The organism is Bradyrhizobium sp. SZCCHNR1043 (assembly GCF_032489675.1).
Classification (GTDB): Bacteria; Pseudomonadota; Alphaproteobacteria; order Rhizobiales; family Xanthobacteraceae; genus Bradyrhizobium.
Genome location: NZ_JAUEYN010000003.1, coordinates 59490 through 77397 on the forward strand (window position 1 = coordinate 59490; position 17908 = coordinate 77397).

Consider the following 17908-nt stretch of genomic DNA (forward strand, 5'->3'; position numbering starts at 1 on the left):
ATGCGGCCGGTTCCACGAGTTCACCGGCTTTGCTACGCTACCACTCAACGCGAGGGATCACCGTGGCGCTCAGGAAGCTCTCCACCTATCGCAAGAAGCGCGATTTTGACAAGACGGCGGAGCCGTCCGGCGACGCCAAGGTTGCGCGTGCGCCGCGGCCGCGTTTCGTCATCCAGAAGCACGACGCGACGCGGCTGCACTACGATCTCAGGCTCGAATTTGGCGGCGTCTTCAAGTCGTGGGCGGTGACCAAGGGCCCGTCGCTCGATCCGCATGACAAGCGGCTCGCGGTCGAGGTCGAGGACCACCCGCTCGACTACGGCGATTTCGAAGGCACGATCCCAGAAGGCGAGTATGGCGGCGGCACCGTCATGCTGTGGGACCGTGGCTATTGGGAGAGCGAGGATCCCGAGAGCGGCTTCAAGAAGGGCGATCTGAAGTTCACGCTGGATGGCGAGAAGCTGCATGGCAGTTGGGTGCTGGTGCGCATGCGCCACGATCGCACCGGCGGCAAGCGCACCAATTGGCTCCTGATCAAGCATCGCGACGAATTTGCCAAGGAGGGCGAGGCCAACGACATTCTCGACGCCGACAAATCAGTGGCGTCGGGGCGCACGATGGAGCAGATCGCGGCCGGCAAAGGCAAAGCGCCGAAGCCGTTCATGCTCGCCAAGACACAGCGCATGAATGCCGATGCGGTGTGGCATTCGAACCGCAGCGACGGCAAGGCCACTTCGACGAAGACGGCGCCGTCGGCAAAGACGACGAAAGCGAGCCCGAAGTCGAAGACAGTGGCGCCGCGCATGGTGTCATCGTTGCCGGACTTCGTCGCCCCTGAGCTTTGTACCTCGGTCTCGAAGCCGCCGAGCGGTGAGGGGTGGGGGCATGAGATCAAGTTCGACGGCTACCGCGTGCAGATCAGGGTCGAAGGCGGCAAGGCAACCCTGATGACGCGAAAGGGCCTGGACTGGACGGCCAAGTTCAGTGCGATCGCGCAGGAGGCCGCGAAGCTGCCGGATGCGATCATCGACGGCGAGATCGTCGCGCTCGACAAGGACGGCAATCCGAATTTCTCTGCGCTGCAGGCGGCGATCTCAGCGGGCGAAACCGACGAGCTGATCTTCTTTGCCTTCGACGTGATGTTCGCCGAAGAGTTCGACCTTCGCCGCCAGCCTTTGCGCGAGCGCAAGGCGCGGCTCGCGAAGCTGTTGAAGGCGAACATCAAAGGCAAGGCGCCGCGCATCCGCTATGTCGAGCACTTCGAGAGCGACGGCGAGGCGGTGCTGGAGTCCGCACGCAAGCTGTCGCTGGAGGGCATCGTCTCCAAGAAGCTGGACTCGGCCTATCATTCGGGACGGACGGAGAGCTGGACCAAAGCCAAGACCAGGCCCGGCCACGAGGTCGTCATCGGTGGCTGGAAGACCACCAACGGCAAATTCCGATCGTTGATGGTCGGCGTCAACAAGGACGATCATCTCGCTTATGTCGGGATCGTCGGCACCGGCTTCGGCCAGGACACGGTGAAGGAGATCATGCCGGCGCTGAAGGCGGCGGCCTCCGACAAGAGCCCGTTCAGCGGCAAGAACGCGCCGCGCAAGACGCGCGAGGTGCATTGGCTCAAGCCCGAGCTGGTCGCCGAGATCGAGTTTGCAGGCTTCACCGGCGACGGCAATGTCAGGCAGGCCTCGTTCAAGGCACTGCGCGAGGACAAGCCGGCGCGCGAGGTCGTTGCCGAGGAGCCGGTGGTGACGACGAAGGTTGCGAAGCCGGTGGCGCGCGCCGCGGCGAGCGTCGCGACCGTCGGCACCACGGTCCACAAGACGCCGTCTCGGACGAAGGGCTCGGCGACCGTGATGGGCGTTGCGATCTCCAAGCCCGACAAGGCGCTGTGGCCGGACGCGGGCGACGGCGAGCCCGTCACCAAGCTCGATCTCGCGAACTATCTGGAAGCCGTCGGAGACTGGATGATCGGTCATCTTAAGGGCCGGCCATGCTCGATCGTGCGTGCGCCTGACGGCATCGGTGGCGAAAAATTCTTCCAGCGGCACGGCATGCAGGGCATGTCGGACCTGCTCGAGCTGGTCAAGGTCTCGGGCGATCGCAAGCCGTATCTGCAGATCGATCGCGTCGAGGGATTGATCGCGGTGGCTCAGGTCGCCGCCGTCGAGCTGCATCCATGGAATTGCGCGCCGGACGCCTATGACGTTCCGGGCCGGCTGGTGTTCGATCTCGATCCGGCGCCGAACGTCGCGTTCGAGGAGGTGATCGCGGCAGCCAAGGACATGCGCCAGCGCTTGAAGAGCCTCGGACTCGAGAGCTTCTGCAAGACCACGGGCGGCAAGGGTCTGCATGTGGTGACGCCGTTGCTGCACGGCGCGCGCGACAAGGTGAGCTGGCCCGAGGCGAAGGCGTTTGCCCAGGGCGTGTGCCAATGGTTGGCGAACGACAACCCGGAGCAATATCTGCTCAACATGTCGAAGAAGCTGCGCAGGGGAAAGATCTTCCTCGACTATCTGCGCAACGACCGGATGTCGACGGCCGTCGCCGTGCTGTCGCCGCGCGCCCGCGAAGGCGCCACCGTGTCGATGCCGCTGACGTGGGCGCAGGTGAAGAACGGGCTCGAACCCAAGCGGTACACGGTCCGAACCGTGCCGGCGCTGTTGCCCAAGACCAGGGCGTGGGAGGGCTATGACGACGCGGCCGGAGCGATCAAGCCGGCGATGAGGAAGCTCGCGAACGAAGTGTGAGGCATGCGATGCGGGGCGCAATCAAGCCCAGGCCGACGTGGCGCGGCCACGTCAGCCCGAGCTGATCAGTTGGATGGCTATGAGATCGATCGGATCAGATGCGTCCGAGCAGGACGAGAATCAGCACGATGACGATGATCAGGCCGAGGCCGCCGCCGCCGTAGTAGCCGGTGCCGTAGAACGGACCGCCGCCGATGCCGGAAAAGCCGCCGAGCAGGGCGATGATGAGAATGATGAGGATGATAGTTCCGATGGACATGTGCTTCCCTCCAGTGCCCGGCAGCGGGGCGACAACGTGCCTGCCTTCGCCGAGGAAACTGGTTGGAACTTCGAAAGTTCCGCATGGGAACAAGTAAAATGCAGCGTGTGTCTTTGCGGTCGCATCCACCGATGACTACATGAAGACGGTTGTTGGTCAGGAGATCGCGATGTCAAGTCCGCTTGTCGTTTCCATTCCGCATCGCCTCGGCAAGGACGAGGCCGTGCGCCGGCTCCAGGCCGGTCTCAGCCGCGCCGCGACCAGCGTTCCGGTCCTGAAGGTCGACGAAGAGCGCTGGGAGGGCGACAAGATGATCTTTCGCGTTCGCGCGCTCGGTCAGGCGGCGTCGGGCCATGTCGACGTCGCCGACGATCACGTGCGTGTCGAGGTCGTGCTGCCCTGGCTGCTGCAGCGCTTTGCCGAGGCGGCGCAGGCCGCGATCCGTAACCGCGGCCAGTTGCTGCTGACGAAGAAGAGCTGATCAGGTCGGCGCTGCCGCTGTCTGGCGTCGACCAGCCGGGTGGGCTGCCGCATCAGTCCGCGCCGGGATCACTGCTGCAGGCACGTGCGTGAAGATGGAGGACACCGCGACCATGCCGTTCTGCATGTCCGCAGATGTGTAACCGCGGGCATGAACCTCGGCTTCGAAATCATCCGCGTGGGGCCACACCCGGCCAGCGTCGGTAAACGGCGCAAAGTTGCGCGCAGTGACGACGATGACGGCGTCGCGCCCGCGCCGCCGTGCGAAGGCAATGATGTGATCGGCATGACGTCCGCTCACCTCGAGCGGCTCATAGGCGCCGTCCGTGAAGACCGAGGACATCGCGTTACGCAGCCTGAGCAGCCGCCGCGTCCAGGCCAGCTTGATGCGGCCATCCGGCCAATGGTCCGCGAGGTGCGCCCAGTCGGGACTCTCGCACGCACGCAGCGCCTGTTCGCGTGCGGCGAAATCGACCGGGCGGCGATTGTCGGGATCGACCATCGAGAGGTCCCAGAATTCGGTGCCCTGGTAGAAGTCGGGCACCCCCGGCATGGTCGCCTTGAGCGTCAGCTGCGTCAGGGAGTTCAGCGCGCCGAGCAGCGCCAGCCGTCTGGCGACAGTCTCCAGCGACTGCAGGAACTCGGTCGAACGGTCGCGGTCCAGGATGCGTTCGATGAAGGCGCGCAGGCCGTTCTCATAGGCCTCGTTCGGATTGAGCCAGCTGGTCTCCTCCTTGCCCTCGCGCGCGGCTTTCAGCGCATAGGCCTGCAGCCGATCGGGCAGGGTGTCGTCGGTGCCGCTTGCCGGCCAGATGCCGACCAGCGTCTGGTACAGCATGTATTCGAACGCAGCCGAGGGCGCGCGCATCTTGCCATCCGTGATGACGTGCGGCGCGTTCAAGGTCTTCCAGCGCGCGACCGACGACGTCCAGTCGTTGGGCAGCTCGGTGATGGCGGCCAGCCGCGTGCGCGCATCCTCGCCGCGCTTGGTGTCGTGCGTGGCGGTGGCGGTCATGCCGTGCGGCCAATGCCTGGCGCGGTCCTGCATCAGCTTGTGGAAGTCGGCGATCGCCAGAGCATGCGCCGCCGGATCGCCGCCGACCTCGTTGAGCGCGAGCAGCCGGTGGAAGCGATAGAACGCGGTGTCCTCCAGCGACTTCGCCATCATGGGTCCGGTGAGCTGCTGCACCTTGAGGGCGAAGCGGCGCACGCGCGGGACGCTGTGGTTGGTGCTGCGGTCGCGCTTGATGAGATCCATGGTCAGCGCGTCGCGCAGGAACTCGAAGATCGAGCCGTCGGAGGCGAACCATTCGGCGCGGGCGCCGGCGATGGCGTGGTCGATCAGCTTGCGGTCGGTCTCGGTCGGACCGGCTGTGGTGAGATAGGTGCGATAGACCGGGAAGTGGAGAACATACAGTTCGAGCGCCTGGCGCAGGATGTCTTCCGAATAGTCGCGCGTGGAGTAGTGGCCGTTGGCGATGCGCGCCAGCAGGCGCGTCAGCACGGTGAACTCGCTGGTCAGCAGCGTCTCAAGCACGCGTCGCTTGGCTTCCTTTATCACCGGCGCCAGCTTCGGCGGCTTGTTGCTGATCTGGCGCCAGATCTCGTCGAGCGGCTCCAGGCCGTTGCCGTCGATCAAAAGCTGGATGACCACGTTCATCCATTCGTAGCCGGTGGTGCCGTGCACGCCTGCGAAGCGCGGCAGCTTCTCCTGCTTGCAGAGGATCTTCTCGATCACGACGTAGAACGGCCCCGCGGCCGGCCCGCGGGCGTCGCGGATCAGCCGGCGCAGGCGCTGAAAATATTGTGCGGGATCGCGCAGGCCGTCGATATGGTCGAGCCGCAATCCCTGCAACTGGCCGCCGGAGATCAGCGTCTTGACCAGCCGGTGGATCGCTTCGAACGTGCCGGCATCCTCGACGCGCAGGCCCGCCAGCGTGTTGACGTCGAAGAAGCGGCGGTAGTTGATGTCGCTGGAGGCGAGCCGCCAGTGGCCGAGCTTGTAGTGCTGCCTCTCCAGCAGATGATGCAGGGCGAGCGTCTGTGCCGGACGCTCGGGCCCGGCCTTGTAGGCCGCGATCCCGCGGGCAATGACGTCGGCGGCGTCCGGAATGGCCTTGAGGGCCGCCTTGAATGCCGGCGCTTCCTTGCGGTTCGGATGGCGCAGGCCTTGATAGCGCGAGGCGAGCTCCAGGATCGCCCTGCCGGTCTCACTGCTTTCTGCGCCTGCCTCCTTGACGATGATGCGCAGCACTTCGCCGTAGCGCTCGGGCGCGATCGGCAGCCGATGCTCGAAGTACCAGCAGGAGAACGAGCCTTCGCCTGGATCATAGCGCAGCTCGATGTCGCCATGTTCGAGTGCATGCCCGTAGGAGGTGCCGACGATCGGCAGCAGCACGCCGCCGCGTGCGCGATACGGCAACTGGTCCCAATCGATGTCGAACGAGGCGGCGTGCGGCGAAGCCTGGCCCCATTCGAGGACGTCGAGCCACCATGGATTGTCGTCGAAATGCACGCCGACATGGTTCGGCACGAAGTCGAGGATGAGGCCGAGATCGTGCTGTTTGAGCGCCGCGCTCAGTTTGGCAAAGCCGTCCTCGCCGCCGAGCTCGGGATTGAGCTTGGAATGATCGGTGATGTCGTAGCCATGCGTCGAGCCCTTCCGCGCCGTCATGAACGGCGAGGCGTAGACGTGGCTGATGCCGAGCGCCTTCAGATACGGCACGACGCGCGCGGCCGCTTCGAAGTTGAAATCACCCGTGAGCTGCAGGCGATAGGTCGCGAGGGGGACGGCCGGAGGCATGCTATCCTCCGATGCTCCAGAACACGGACCACGGCGGCAGTCGGTCTCCAGGCGTGCCGCCCCAGATCGGAGTGCCCGGGACGCCGTTCGGCGAAGCCGCGAGCTCCTTGTCCGAGACGTTGGCGAGCAGAGTCAGCCTGCTGCCATCGCCCATCTCCCAATGCGCGGTCAGGCGACCGTCATCGGTCACATCAGCGTCGCCGAATTTTGCGCCCGGAAGCCGCGGCGCAACCTCCTTGTGACGCACGGCGAGGAGCGCGCGCACCAGCGCCAGACGCTCGCGCCCCGGCGACTCATTGCGGGAGTCCCAGTCGATGATCGCGGACTTGAAGGTTTCGATGTCGAGCGGATCGGGGACCTCGTCGCCATGTTTGGCGTATGCCCACTCATACTCCTTGCGGCGTCCCTTACGCACGGCATGCGCAAGGTCGCCCTGGAAGTCGCAGAAGAATGGGAACGGCTGCTTCGAGCCCCATTCTTCGCCCATGAACAGCATCGGCACGGTCGGCGCCAGCAGCGTCACCGCGAGCGCCGCCGCGATCCCTTGCGGCGGCGCCAGCGCCTCGAGCCGGTCGCCGAACACGCGATTGCCGATCTGGTCATGGTTCTGCAGGAAGTTGACGAACGCTCCGGGGGCCAGATGACCGCTCGGCTCACCTCGCGGATCGCCGCCCCAGAATGCCGCCGGTTCGCCCTGATAGACGAAGCCGGAGGCGAGCGCGCGAGCGAGATCGCGGCGCGGCGCCTGCTGGTAGTCGCCGTAATAGCCGCCACTCTCGCCCGTCAGCATGACGTGCCAGGCATGATGATAATCGTCGTTCCACTGCGCGCGGAATTTGCCGCGCGGCGGCTCCTCCGCGGAATCCAGCATGCTGGCGCGGTTGTCGCCGTTTTCGAGCACAAGATGGATGTGCCGCCCGGTTGCCTCGACAAGCTTGCCAACCGCCGCGCTCAGATCGTGCAGCATCGGGATCTCACCCTCGTTGGACAGGATGTGATTGACCGCATCGAAGCGCAGGCCGTCGAAGCGATAATTCGTCAGCCAATGCAGCGCGTTCTCGATCGCGAAGGCGCACACTTCCGCGCGCCGGTAGTCGATCGCGCTGCCCCATGGCGTATGCGCATCGGTGAAGAAGGTCGGTGCATACAGGCCGATGTAGTTTCCCTCCGGGCCGAAGTGATTGTAGACGACGTCGAGAAACACCATCACCCCACGCAAATGGGCCTCGTCGATCAACGCCCGCAGGTCGTCGGGCCGGCCGTAGACGCTGTCGGGTGCGTAGAGCAGCACGCCGTCATAGCCCCAATTGCGCCGGCCGGCGAAATCCGCCAGTGGCATCAGCTCGAGTGCCGTGATGCCGGTCTCGACGAGGTGATCGAGCTTGTCGATCATCGCGCGGTAGGTGCCTTCCGACGTGAAGGTACCGACATGACTTTCCAGGAACACGGCATCCTGCCACGGGCGGCCGCGCCAGTTTTCCGAGCGCCAGGTGTAGGCGCGGTGATCGATGACTTCGCTCGGACCGGAGACGTCTTCTGGCTGGAAATCCGAGCCGGGATCCGGAACGTCGAGCTCGTCGTCGATGCGGAACTTATACTGCGTGCCGGCGCCGACGCCGGCGACCTCGAGCGCATACCAGCCGCCGTCGAGGCGCTGCATCTCGTGCTTGCCGTCGAGCACCAGATCGACGCGCTTGGCGGCGGGAGCCCACAACCGGAACGTCGTGCCTTTCCCGGTGATGCGAGGTCCGAACTGACGGGGGCTCATGGCAGGCCCGCATACGCCAGCACGGAGCGGGGCGGAGCCTTGAGGTCGGCCCCGGCGGTGAAATCGACCTGCTTCTGCTGGGCTTCGGTGGTGTCGAGGACCTGCTGCCACGTCTTGTATTCGGCGAGCTCGGGCAATTTGAATCCAATCTCTTCGGGCGCTGCATTCAGAACGATAAAGATCGGAGCCTGCTCCTGTTCCAACGGGGCGAGCACGTAGGCGAGAAATCGTCCGTCGGGAAAGGTCCAGTCGGTTTGCGTCATCTCCTCTGCCGAAGGCGTCAGCCACAGCACGCCGAAGCTGCCGTCCGAGCGGCGGCCGTCCAGCCAGCGGCGCGCGCGAATCTGGCCGAAGCGACGGCGCAGCTCGGTCATGTGCGCGATGAAGTCGATGAGGTCGTCGCCCTCGCGGCCCATGCCGCTCCAGTCGACCCAGCCGACATCGTTGTCCTGACAATAGGCGTTGTTGTTGCCGTGCTGCGAGTTGCCAACCTCGTCGCCTGCGAGCAGGATCGGCAGACCCTGCGCGAGGAACAGACAGGCGAGCTGATTTTTGCGCAACCGTCGGCGCATCGCATTGATCGCTGCGTCGTCGGTAGGGCCTTCATGGCCGCAATTGTTGCTGTGGTTGTCGTTGGAGCCGTCGCGGTTGTCCTCGCCGTTCGCCTCGTTGTGTTTGCTGTTGTAGCTGAACAGGTCCGCCAGCGTGAAGCCGTCATGGACGGTGACGTGATTGACGCTGGCGCGTTGGGTGCGGCCGTCGTGATTGAAGATGTCGGACGAACCGGTCATGCGGCTGGAGACCTCGCCGATCAGGCTGCCTTCGCCGCTCCAGTAGCGGCGCATGGCGCTGCGATAGCGGTCGTTCCACTCAGACCATTGCGACGGAAAGGCGCCGACCTGATAGCCGCCGAGGCCGACATCCCAGGGCTCTGCGACCAGCTTGACGCCGGCGAGCACGGGGTCCTGGCGGATCGCGGTGAGGAACCCGCTGCGCCGGTCGAAGCCATGCTTCTCGCGCGCCAACGTCGTCGCGAGATCGAAGCGGAAGCCGTCGACATGGCAGACCTCGACCCAGTAACGCAGCGAGTCCATCACCATCTGCAGCACGCGTGGATGGGTGAGATTCACGGACGAGCCGCAGCCGGTGAAGTCGTCGTAGAAGCGCGGATTGTCGGGCTTCAGCCAATAGTAGGATGCGTTGTCGATGCCGCGATAGCACAGGGTGGGCCCGAGATGGTTGCCTTCGGCAGTGTGATTGTAGACGACGTCGAGCATGACCTCGATTCCGGCATCGTGCAGCCGTGCCACGGTCGTCCGGAAGGCATCGAGCGGATTGTCCTGCGCGTAGCGCAGCTCCGGCGCGAAGAACGAGATGGTGTTGTAGCCCCAGTAGTTGACCAGCTTCTTCTCGACCAGCATGCGATCGTCGATGAAGGCGTGGATCGGAAGCAGCTCGATCGTCGTGACGCCGAGCCGCTTCAGATGCTTGATCATCGCGGGCGAGGAGAGTCCGCCATAGGTGCCGCGCAGATTGGGCGGCACGTCGTCGCGCTTGTTGGTCAGGCCCTTGACGTGGGCCTCGTAGATGATCGTGTCCTCCCACGGGATCTGCGGCCGCATCTCGCGCCGGCCCCAGTTGAAGGTCTCGTCGATGACGACCGCCTTGGGCATGCCGCGGGCATTGTCGCGCCGGTCGAACGAGAGATCCTCGCGCGGCGAGCCGGCGCGGTAGGCGAAATGGGCATCGCTCCAGACCAGCCGGCCGGCGAGCCGCTTGGCATAGGGGTCGAGCAGTAGCTTGTTGGCATTGAAGCGGTGGCCGCGCTCCGGCTCGTAGGGCCCGTAGACGCGGTAGCCGTAGAGCTGCCCCGGCGAGACGTCGTTGAGATAGCCGTGCCAGACATCTTCCGTCCGCTCCGGCAATTCGATCCGCTCGATCTCTCGCCGGCCCTGGCTGTCGAACAGGCAGAGCTCGACCTTCTCGGCATTGGCGGAGAACAAGGCAAAATTGGTCCCCCGTCCGTCCCAGGTTGCTCCGAGACGGGCGTGGCTTCCTGCGGCCAGACGCATTGCGTCAGGCTTCCGGGACGAGAAATACCGCTGCCATGGGCGGGAGGATGAGGTTGAGCTGGTGTTCTTCAGAGGCATGGACCTGGCCGACATTGCCGACATTGCTGCCGCCATAATGCAGGGAGTCGGAATTGAAAGCTTCCCTCCATTTGCCGCCGAACGGCACGCGGACCCGGTAATTGTAATACACGTTGGGCGAAAAGTTCACGACCACGACGCAGCGCGCGTGCTCATCGAAGCCCTTTCGCACCCAGGCGAACACGTTGCGGTCCGCGTCATCGGCGATCAGCCACTCGAATCCGTCCGGCTCGCAGTCCCGCTCATGCAGCGCCGGCACGTTGCGGTAGAGATGGTTGAGGTCTCGGATCAGGGCCTGGATGCCGGCATATTTGGCATCGCCGAGCAGATGCCAGTCGAGCGAGGTGTCGTGATTCCACTCGCGCTCCTGGGCGAGCTCGCAGCCCATGAACAGGAGCTTCTTGCCGGGATGCCCGAACATGAAGCTGTAATAGGCGCGCAGGTTCGCAAAGCGCTGCCAGTCGTCGCCGGGCATCCGGCCGAGAATGGAGCGCTTGCCGTGCACGACCTCGTCATGCGACAGCGGCAGGATGAAGTTTTCCGAAAAGGCGTAGTGAAGGCCGAACAGGATCTCACCGTGGTGATATTTGCGGTGGATCGGATCCTTGCTGATGTAGCGCAAGGTATCATGCATCCAGCCCATGTTCCACTTGTAGCCGAAGCCGAGCCCGCCCATGTCGACTGGGCGCGACACCTGCGGCCACGCCGTGGATTCCTCGGCAGCCGTGGTCGCCTGCGGGAAATGACCGAACACGTCGATATTGGTCCGACGCAGAAACTCGATCGCCTCGAGGTTCTCGCGCCCGCCATATTTGTTCGGGATCCAGCCGCCGGAGGGACGGCTGTAGTCGAGATAGAGCATCGAGGCTACGGCATCGACGCGCAGGCCGTCGATGCCGTAGCGCTCCAGCCAGAACAGCGCGTTCGAGCGCAGGAAGTTGGCGACTTCGGTGCGGCCGTAATTGTAGATCAGCGTGCCCCAATCGAGATGCCGGCCCTGCATCGGGTTGGCGTGCTCGTAAAGCGCTGTCCCGTCAAAATGGCCGAGGCCGTGCGGATCATCCGGGAAATGGCCCGGCACCCAGTCGAGCCACACCGCAAGGCCTTCGCGGTGGCAGGCATCGACCAGCGCACAGAAATCCTCAGGACTGCCAAAGCGGCTGGTCGGCGCGAACAGGCCGGTCGGCTGATAGCCCCAGGAGCCGTCGAACGGATGCTCGCTGACGGGCAGGAATTCGATGTGCGTGAAGCCCATGTCGCGTGCATAGGCCGGCAACTGCTCGGCGAGCTCGCGATAGGTCAGCCACTGGTTGTTGTCCTTGCGCCGCCAGGAGCCGAGATGCACCTCGTAGATCGAGACCGGTCGATTCAGTTTGTTGATGTCATGTGGCGCCGGCCGCGGCCGCGGCAGGATGGTCTCGTCGACCACGATCGATGCGGTCTTGGGACGCATCTCGGCCGCGAAGGCCATCGGGTCCGATTTCAGCGGCAGGTGCTCGCCCTGCGGGCCGATGATGTCGAACTTGTAGTGGTCGCCGGCCCTGGCACGGGGAATGAACAGCTCCCAATAGCCGTTGCCGCGGACGCGCATCGGGTGGCGCCGCGCATTCCAGAAGTTGAAATCGCCGACCACGCTGACGCGACGTGCATTGGGTGCGAGTACGACGAATCCGACGCCATCGACGCCGTCGAGCACCATCGGATGCGCGCCAAGCTTGTCGTAGAGCCGCTCATGGTTGCCTTCGCCGAGCAGATGCAGGTCGAAATCGCTCAGGATCGGCAGGAAACGATAGGGATCCTCGAGGTCGGTGACGTGGTCGCCGAAAGTCGCCCGAAGCCGATAGCGCTGCAGCGACGGCATGGTCCCGGTGAACAGGCCGGCATCATGGATGCGCGTCAGCGCGGCGACGTCGCCGTGCTCGCCGACCACCTCGACCCGAGAGGCCTCGGGCAGGAAGGCACGCACCACGGTCCGCCCGTCGACATTGTGCTGACCGAGATAGCGAAACGGGTCGGCATGCCGACCTTCGATGATCGCAAACGCCTCGGGAGAAAGATGGGTCATGAGGACTCGCTGGCTGATGCTGGCTCGGACAGGACGCGAAGCAGGTTGCCCAATGCGACACGCAACCAGTCCGGCCGGTGAGCCAGATCATATTCGAGCGCTCCGAGGGCTTTTTCCAGCATGAAAAAGTTAAGGAGCGCCTCCGCGGTGTGCGGATCGTCCGGCCAGAGGCGCTGGTTGGCCTTGATCTCCCGATAGCCCGTCAAAAAGGCCGTAACAGCCTGGTCGCGCCATTCCGACAGCGCGGCGGGGATCCGGCCGTGATCGTCCGGGCCTGCCCTCAGAGCACGCTCGAGCGCGACGCGGACCGAGCAATCGATCGAGCGCAGGAAGCCCGCGATGTCGCGGGCCGGCGGCGCCTTGCGCAGGCGCTCGGCGAGCGGCTGCTCCTCGTCGCCGTCGAAATCGATGATGAAGATATCATCCTTGACGATGAGGATCTGGCCGAGATGGAAATCGCCATGCAGCCGGATGTCGCAGCCGCCGACATGGTGCGGGATCAGGCTGCTGAGGCGCTCCGACAACTCGCCGCGCCTGGCGAGCACCTGGTCGACCAGCCCTCGTTCCGGATCCTTGAGGTGATCGCGGCGCTCGCTCAGGTCCGTCAGGACCCGTCCGGCCTGGGCGCGCAGCCGGTCGATCCAGTGATCGAGATGATCTGCGGTCGTGGGTTCGGGCGCGAAATCGGCGACGTCGCTGCGCGAGGCGAGCGCCGCATGCAGTTCGCCGACGCGACGGCCTGCCTGCGCCATGTAGCGCAGATAGGGCGACAGCTCCTCGCTCTGCCGCACGTCGCCGCTCGCGGCGAACACGCGCTGGTCGTCGACGTAGCGATCGAGATAGGCGGCGCTGACGGTCCAGCCGTCGCCCTGGTTCTCGATGAAACCATGGACGCAGCCGACGGTCTGCCGCTCGCCCTCCTGGATCACCTCGATGCTGCCGAGCAGCGGCGGGACATTGGCGAAGCCCACCGCCTCCGTGAGGAATCGGCCGATCTCGATCTCCGGATGCGGGCCGGCCTCCAGCTCGCGGCGGATCTTGATGAAGAACTCGTTGTTGACGACCGCCTTGCTGCTGCAGCGGTCGGTTTCGACCACGCGCACCTGCTCGGATTCGCGGATTGGCTTGTCCGGAAACCGCGACGTCGGCCGGAATTCGAGGCGCACCCCGTTTTCTTCGACCGTCAGCGATTGCTTCAGATTGTGCAGGAGCAGCGCAAGAAAGATCGGGCTGGTCGCTGCATCGAGCAGCGTTCCCTCGCGAGCGCCCTGGCGCACGGCGGCAAAGGCTTGCGGATTGTAGCGATCGCGATCGAAGCGAACCCATTCGATCTGCATCGGCAGCAGATAGCGCAGCTTGTCGTCGCGCTCAGCGGCCTTGAAGAAGATCAGCCAGGGCCGGTTGTCGCCGATGTCGCAGAACGGGATCGCCGAGGTCAGCGTCGGATGGATCGCGTCCGCCGAGCGCTCGGGGTACCAGCGCGCGCGCGCCAGATGACCGGGCAGAACGTCGCGTTCGAACACGCTGCGAGTGCGAGCCAGCGATACCCAGGTCGAGCCGAGCGGCACGACCAGCGTCTCGAACTCCGGCACCGCGCGCTGGATGATGGGCTCCGACTTCTCGCGCTCCTTGAGCTGGAACCAGTAGAATCCGTAGGGCGCGAGCGTGATCATGTAAGGCAGCTCGCCGATCGCGGGAAAGCGCGAGCGGCCGAGCATCTCGATCGGGACGCGATCCTTGAACGGCGAGAGATCGAGCTCGGTCGCCTGCGCCGAGCGCGACAGGTTGGCGACGCAGAGGATGACCTCGTCCTTGTATTGGCGGACATAGGCCAGCACCGACCGGTTGGCCGGGCGGATGAAGGTCATGGTGCCCCTGCCGAAGGCCAGCGTCGACTTGCGCACCGAGATCAGCTTCTTGGTGGCGTTCAACAGCGACGACAAGCTGCGCGACTGCGCCTCGACATTGACCGCCTCGTAGCCGTACACCGGGTCCATGATCATCGGCGCGTAGAGCCGCGCCGGGTCGGCGCGCGAGAAGCCGCCATTGCGGTCGGGAGTCCATTGCATCGGCGTTCGTACGCCGTTGCGGTCGCCGAGATAGATGTTGTCGCCCATGCCGATCTCGTCGCCGTAGTAGATGATCGGCGTGCCCGGAAACGACATCAGCAGCGAGTTCATCAGCTCGATCTTGCGCCGGTCGTTGTCCATCAGCGGCGCGAGGCGGCGGCGGATGCCGACATTGATGCGTGCGCGCGGATCGTTGGCGTAGGTCGACCACAGATAGTCGCGCTCGACGTCGGTCACCATCTCCAACGTCAGCTCGTCATGGTTGCGCAGGAACAGCGCCCATTGGCAGGTCGCGGGGATGTCGGGCGTCTGGCGAAGGATGTCGGTGATCGGGAAGCGGTCCTCCTGGGCGATTGCCATGTAGATGCGCGGCATTAGCGGGAAGTGATAGGCCATATGGCATTCGTCGCCCTGGCCGAAATATTCCTGAACGTCCTCCGGCCACTGATTGGCTTCCGCAAGCAGCAGCTTGTCCTTGGCGTAATTGTCGAGCTCGACACGCAGGCGCTTGATGATCGCATGCGTCTCGGGGAGGTTTTCGTTGTTGGTGCCGTCGCGCTCGCAGAGGTAGGGGATGGCGTCAAGCCGGAAGCCGTCGACGCCGGCATCGAGCCAGCGTTTCATCACCTGGATGATCGCGTTGACCACGCGCGGATTGTCGAAATTGAGGTCCGGCTGGTGCGAGAAGAAGCGGTGCCAGTAGAACTGGCCGGCCTCCGGATCCCAGGTCCAGTTGGACTTCTCGGTATCGGTGAAGATGATTCGGGTGCCGAGATATTTCTGGTCGGTGTCGCTCCAGACGTACCAGTTGCGGGCGCTGGAGCCGGGCGGGCTGCGCCGGGCGCGCTTGAACCAGTGATGCTGGTCGGAGGTGTGATTGACCACGAGCTCGGTGATCACCCGCAGGCCGCGCCGCTTGGCCTCCTGGATGAAGCGCTTGAACTCCTTCATCGTCCCGAAATCGGGATTGATGCTGCCGTAATCGGCGATGTCGTAGCCGTCGTCGCGGCCGGGCGAGGGGTAGAACGGCAGCAGCCACAGCGTGGTGACGCCGAGGTCCTGCAGATAATCCAGCTTGTCGGTCAGGCCGGCGAAGTCGCCGACGCCGTCATTGTTGCTGTCGGCGAACGCCTTGACGTGCAGCTGGTAGATGATCGCGTCCTTGTACCAGAGACCGTCGCCGTCGGTCTCGGTCTGCAGACTCGGCGAATCCAGGGATGACATCAGGTTCACGAGGCCCTCACCTAGGAGAGAGGATGATGATGCAGCTGCGATCGGAGGCGTCTCGAAAGATGTCTCGGTCTCGGCAGATGCGGCTCTCCTCAAAAGAGGGCAGAATAGGGGAGAAAGCGTCCTTGGGGGTGACGCTCTCGAACGTGTGCGCAAATTTGTTCACGGTGATGCCATTGACAAGAAAACGGCGTCCCGGTTCGCTAGAAGCCGAGACGACCCCCTTACAAAGCTGCAAGGCTCGTTTTGTTCCCCGGGAACGACGGCCATGCCGCGGCGTTAGGGGCTTATCTTCTTGCCGTCCCACAACAATTTACGACGTACGTCTCCCGTTACGTCCAGATCGCGTGCCGAATGGATCTCTACAGCGAAGCCCATAGTCTCGGAATCCTGACAGAATTCTACGATGGTCAGGGGCAGCGTCGTGTCACCGACGAAGCGGCGCTCAAGATCATCGTTGAGGCTTTTCCCAGGCCCACGCCTCGTCGGCTGCTGAGCGGCGCGGTCGTGATTCGGTCCGGGCAGCCGGCGCGCAGCCGCCTCAACGAGGCGGCCAAGCTGCCAGTCAGGTGGACCATCAGGCGTGGCGACGCTGAGACAGTCTCCGGGCAGGCCGCTGAGGCCCTGGTCGAGTGGCCGGGTGATCTGCCGGTCGGCAGCTATCGCCTCGAGCTGGTGGATGCGTCGTCGTACCGCGAGGAGCTGCCGCTGCTGGTCGCGCCGGCGAAGGCCTTCGGCGGTGATTTCGATCGCGTCTGGCTGCTGGCGGTCCAGCTCTACGGCATTCGATCCGGTCGCAACTGGGGCATGGGTGATTTCACCGATCTTGCCGATCTCATCACGCTTTGCGCCAAGCTCGGCGCCGATGGCGTCGGCCTCAATCCGCTGCACGCGCTGTTCGACGACCGGCCGGGCGATTTCAGCCCCTATGCACCGAATAGCCGGCTGTTCCTGAATGCGCTCTATGTCGATGTGGAGCAGGCGCCCGGCTTCGCGAAGGGGCCGGACAGCAAGGTGCTCGAGCCGCTGCGGCAGGCCGAGCTGGTGGACTACAAGGGAGTGGCGGCGTTGAAATGGCCGGCCTTGCGCGCGGCCTTCGACGCCTTCATGGCTGCGCCCGGCGCCGCCGCGGCGGCGGAGTTCAAGGCCTACCGCGCCGAGCGCGGCGATCTGCTGGCGCGCTTCACCTGCTTCGAGGTGTTGCGGCATCGCTTCCAGAAGCCGTGGTGGGACTGGCCCGAGGAGTGGCGGCAGCCCGATGCTGGGCGCTGCGCGGCGCTGCTCAGCGGCCCCGATCGGAGGGAGGCCGATTTCGTCGCCTATGTGCAGTGGCTCGCCGAACGACAATTGAGCCATTGCAGGGATCTCGCGCAGCGGCTGGGAATGAAGGTCGGTCTGTATCTCGACGTCGCGGTCGGCGTTCAATCCGACGGTTTCGATGCCTGGAACGAGCAGGGCGCCATTTCGCGCACGCTGTCGGTCGGGGCGCCGCCCGATCCCTTGAACACGGTCGGGCAGAACTGGGGGCTCGCCGGCTTCAACGCGCCTGGACTGGCGCTGAAGAATTTCGAGCCGTTCCGGGAAATGGTCCGGGCGTCGATGCGGCATGCCGGCGCGATCCGGCTCGACCATGTGCTCGGTTTGAAGCGGCTCTATCTGGTGCCGCACGGATTTCCGGCCAAGCAGGGCGCTTACGTGCAGATGCCGTTCGAGGCGCTGCTCGCCGCAACCGTCATCGAGAGCGTCGCCAACGAATGCATCGTCATCGGCGAGGATCTCGGCACCGTGCCGGAGGGCTTTCGCGAGCAGATGGCCGATTGGGGACTGTGGTCCTACAAGGTGATGATCTTCGAACGCGACGACAACGGGCGCTTCCGCGATGTCGACTTCTATCCGCCGAATGCGCTGGTGACGCTGAATACCCACGATCTCTCGACCTACGCCGGCTGGCGCTCGTTCGGCGATCTCAAGACCAAACGCGGGCTGGGCATCGATCCCGGTGAAAGCGACCAGGATCGCTGGGATGCGTTGGGGCTCTGGGACGAGGTGCTCCGCCAAAACGGCATTCGAGCCAACGACGTCCACTCAGCGATCGCCTTCCTGTCGCGGACGCGGTCCCGGCTGCTGGTGATTTCCCTGGAGGATCTGCTGGAAGTGGTCGATCAGCCCAATATTCCCGGCACGATCGACGAGCATCCGAACTGGCGCCGCAAGATGCCGATCAAGCTCGAGAACATCGCCGGTGCGACCAGCGTCGCGGCGTTGAAGGCGGCGACCGCCGAACGGATCAGCCCGGCCGGCGTTTAGAACGGGGGGATTGCGGGGGGGCAGTTGCAC

The 17908-nt window shown here is 64.7% G+C and carries 9 protein-coding genes; 3 read left to right on the forward strand and 6 right to left on the reverse strand.

What is annotated here, in order from left to right; translation table 11 throughout:
* Positions 1 to 62: 62 nt before the first annotated feature.
* Positions 63 to 2747, forward strand: coding sequence for a DNA ligase D (gene ligD / locus QX039_RS05645; protein ID WP_315771970.1), 2685 nt, complete (start codon positions 63 to 65; stop codon positions 2745 to 2747).
* 94 nt (positions 2748 to 2841) lie between these two features.
* On the opposite strand, the gene QX039_RS05650 is transcribed toward ligD, so the two are convergent.
* Entirely contained in the window at positions 2842 to 3006 is a 165-nt protein-coding gene (locus QX039_RS05650) for a DUF3309 family protein (RefSeq protein ID WP_006614022.1), read from the reverse strand.
* A 169-nt stretch (positions 3007 to 3175) separates the two neighbouring features.
* Between QX039_RS05650 and QX039_RS05655 the strand changes: the two genes are divergently transcribed.
* Complete coding sequence (locus QX039_RS05655; protein WP_315738666.1) at positions 3176 to 3487, forward strand: polyhydroxyalkanoic acid system family protein; 312 nt, start codon at positions 3176 to 3178, stop codon at positions 3485 to 3487.
* Here QX039_RS05655 and treY read toward each other — a convergent pair whose 3' ends face one another.
* From treY to treS, 5 genes are read right to left on the reverse strand one after another with little or no spacing between them, the layout of a single operon-like run.
* Positions 3488 to 6289, reverse strand: a complete 2802-nt coding sequence (treY, locus tag QX039_RS05660; RefSeq protein ID WP_315771971.1) for a malto-oligosyltrehalose synthase — start codon at positions 6287 to 6289, stop codon at positions 3488 to 3490. It abuts the gene before it with no gap.
* A gap of 1 nt (position 6290) precedes the next feature.
* A complete protein-coding gene (treZ, locus tag QX039_RS05665) occupies positions 6291 to 8057 on the reverse strand; it encodes a malto-oligosyltrehalose trehalohydrolase (protein ID WP_315771972.1) in 1767 nt (588 codons plus the stop codon).
* Positions 8054 to 10129, reverse strand: coding sequence for a glycogen debranching protein GlgX (gene glgX, locus QX039_RS05670; RefSeq protein ID WP_315771974.1), 2076 nt, complete (start codon positions 10127 to 10129; stop codon positions 8054 to 8056). Before glgX ends, treZ begins: the two co-directional genes overlap by 4 nt.
* A 4-nt stretch (positions 10130 to 10133) precedes the next feature.
* On the reverse strand, positions 10134 to 12272 hold the full coding sequence (glgB, locus tag QX039_RS05675; protein ID WP_315771976.1) for a 1,4-alpha-glucan branching protein GlgB: 2139 nt from the start codon (positions 12270 to 12272) through the stop codon (positions 10134 to 10136).
* Complete coding sequence (treS, locus tag QX039_RS05680; RefSeq protein WP_315771977.1) at positions 12269 to 15574, reverse strand: maltose alpha-D-glucosyltransferase; 3306 nt, start codon at positions 15572 to 15574, stop codon at positions 12269 to 12271. Before treS ends, glgB begins: the two co-directional genes overlap by 4 nt.
* A gap of 351 nt (positions 15575 to 15925) precedes the next feature.
* Here treS and malQ point away from each other — a divergent pair, with 351 nt between their 5' ends.
* Positions 15926 to 17878 carry a 4-alpha-glucanotransferase gene (malQ, locus tag QX039_RS05685; protein ID WP_315771978.1) on the forward strand — a complete coding sequence of 651 codons (1953 nt, stop codon included), beginning with the start codon at positions 15926 to 15928 and terminating at the stop codon, positions 17876 to 17878.
* The last annotated feature ends 30 nt before the right edge of the window (positions 17879 to 17908 follow it).

Excerpts from the sequence above, each read along its gene's own strand:
- glgB (WP_315771976.1), bottom strand. The coding sequence starts at position 12,272 with ATGACCCATCTTTCTCCCGAGGCGTTTGCGATCATCGAAGGTCGGCAT.
- treZ (WP_315771972.1), bottom strand. The coding sequence starts at position 8,057 with ATGAGCCCCCGTCAGTTCGGACCTCGCATCACCGGGAAAGGCACGACG.
- QX039_RS05655 (WP_315738666.1), top strand. The coding sequence starts at position 3,176 with ATGTCAAGTCCGCTTGTCGTTTCCATTCCGCATCGCCTCGGCAAGGAC.
- glgX (WP_315771974.1), bottom strand. The coding sequence starts at position 10,129 with ATGCGTCTGGCCGCAGGAAGCCACGCCCGTCTCGGAGCAACCTGGGAC.
- malQ (WP_315771978.1), top strand. The coding sequence starts at position 15,926 with ATGGATCTCTACAGCGAAGCCCATAGTCTCGGAATCCTGACAGAATTC.
- QX039_RS05650 (WP_006614022.1), bottom strand. The coding sequence starts at position 3,006 with ATGTCCATCGGAACTATCATCCTCATCATTCTCATCATCGCCCTGCTC.
- treY (WP_315771971.1), bottom strand. The coding sequence starts at position 6,289 with ATGCCTCCGGCCGTCCCCCTCGCGACCTATCGCCTGCAGCTCACGGGT.